This window comes from Herbiconiux daphne (assembly GCF_024979295.1).
In the GTDB taxonomy this organism is placed as follows: Bacteria; Actinomycetota; Actinomycetes; order Actinomycetales; family Microbacteriaceae; genus Herbiconiux; species Herbiconiux daphnes.
The window spans coordinates 1-1,658 of record NZ_JANLCJ010000072.1 but is presented as its reverse complement, the minus strand read 5'-3'; the positions used below and the strand labels follow the sequence as shown (position 1 = coordinate 1,658).

Below are 1,658 nucleotides of genomic sequence, written 5' to 3'. Positions count from 1 at the left end.
TGACGACCCGGTCCCAGTTTGGAGAAGTCAGTTTCCCTAAGCCAGTTAAGGGCAGCCAATACTGGATATGGAAGTTGCCCCCTGTCGCTAGCGAAGTCTTTATTGTCACAGAAAATCATTTAGATTTACCCCAGCCATTGTTCTTAATATTGTAGAGAGCATTACACCGACGAGAACATTTCGGATTCTCCACACGTTTTGCAAATCTCAATTCTCTCTCAAACTCGCAACCACACTCCGGACAAATCAGCGAGGCCATCGTTCGACCATTTTTATTTCGTGATCTCGTTTTGGCGGCGGATTGGTCGGGATTGGATAGCACATCCATATTCATTTTCCTTAAAAAAGCCCTCCGGAGAGGGCCGTCAATTGACGAACAAGTCTGACAATGGCAGGGAACATTCTCCCATTACGTATCCACACCCATTAAGGTTGGACAAAGTTAAACAGCTTATCCCCCTGCCTTTTCACTGTTTAACCTATATTTACAACATTAGACTGAAGTTGCCACAGTATCTCGTCATTGCTACATGGAGAGATAGGTTTACAACATCAGACAGGAGTTGCCACTGTACAACTTAGTTTGTCAGCGCGACGATACCGAGAGCAGTACCAGCGATGGCAAACGCAGTGCCTACGACAGTAGCGAAAGTTTCAGCGTGATCCTGAGTTTCAGGAGAGAACGCTTCTTTATCCGCTTGATGCAGGTTGCCCTGATCATCGTAATACACAACACCGTTCGGGTGAGACTGACCATTCTGGTCGATAGTGCGAGCTGCACAACCGGTCAGAGAAGTAGCCAGAACCAGACCGGCCATAATAGCAGCAATCTTGCGCATATTATTTCCTCACATAGTTCATGTAATAACCAAAAGCAGACACTGAAAACATTATCAGCATCTGCCACCACTCCAAAGGACTACTTACTTACAGCAACTCCCGGCAGGAGCGACGTAAGCCAGCGATATCACGATCACTGGTAGGTTTACCAATTGGAGTCACAGTAAAGCCTTTATTGGTGCGATCAACGCGAGCCATGATAGCTGCTTCCACACCTTTAAATGTACTGTCATTATGAAGAGTGAACTCCATAAGACGAGCGGCTTTATCTTTCAGACCGTACAGGCCATCATAGATAGAGAACCCGATGTACGGAATCTCGTCAAAACGATGGTGACGGTAGCTGTTCAGGATTACGAAGAAGGTTTCAGCCTTCGCCGGAATACCAGTGCCGACGATTTTGATACGCTCATTATCAGAGCCGTCAGACTCGTCAGAACCTACCAAATCATCACCAGTGTGAGTTACCCCACCACCGAACAAAACTTTGTTACCGAAGTAACAGGTATCGACGAGGTTGCCAGATTTGTCAAAGAATACCAATGACAAATCAAGATCAACTTCTTCGTAGACAACATCGGCAGCACCGACTTTGCCCAGAAGTTTACCGAGGAAACCGGCAGCTTTGCTTTCGCCCAGCTTCGCGATTTTACCCCATGCTGCACCAACTGTAAGATTGACGACAGGTGCGTCAGAATCCTTTTTGGTTACAGCAGTGGTTTCACCTTTATTCAAGATGATAGCCATTAATACCTCCTAAAACGTCCCCCAGAAGCTCTCAGGGACGTTTAAATAAGAAAGTGATACAAACTACTGGC

The 1,658-nt window shown here is 46.3% G+C and carries 2 protein-coding genes and 1 pseudogene; all 3 read right to left on the bottom strand.

Annotation, left to right across the window (positions count from 1 at the left end; all coding sequences use genetic code 11):
* Positions 1–115: 115 nt before the first annotated feature.
* A pseudogene (locus N1032_RS28610) lies at positions 116–388 on the bottom strand (hypothetical protein); the annotation flags it as partial.
* Positions 389–578: 190 nt separating this feature from the next.
* Positions 579–839, bottom strand: coding sequence for a hypothetical protein (locus N1032_RS22950; RefSeq protein WP_259542634.1), 261 nt, complete (start codon positions 837–839; stop codon positions 579–581).
* An 88-nt stretch (positions 840–927) separates the two neighbouring features.
* Entirely contained in the window at positions 928–1,587 is a 660-nt protein-coding gene (locus N1032_RS22945; RefSeq protein WP_259542633.1) for a TerD family protein, read from the bottom strand.
* Between the last annotated feature and the right edge of the window lie 71 nt (positions 1,588–1,658).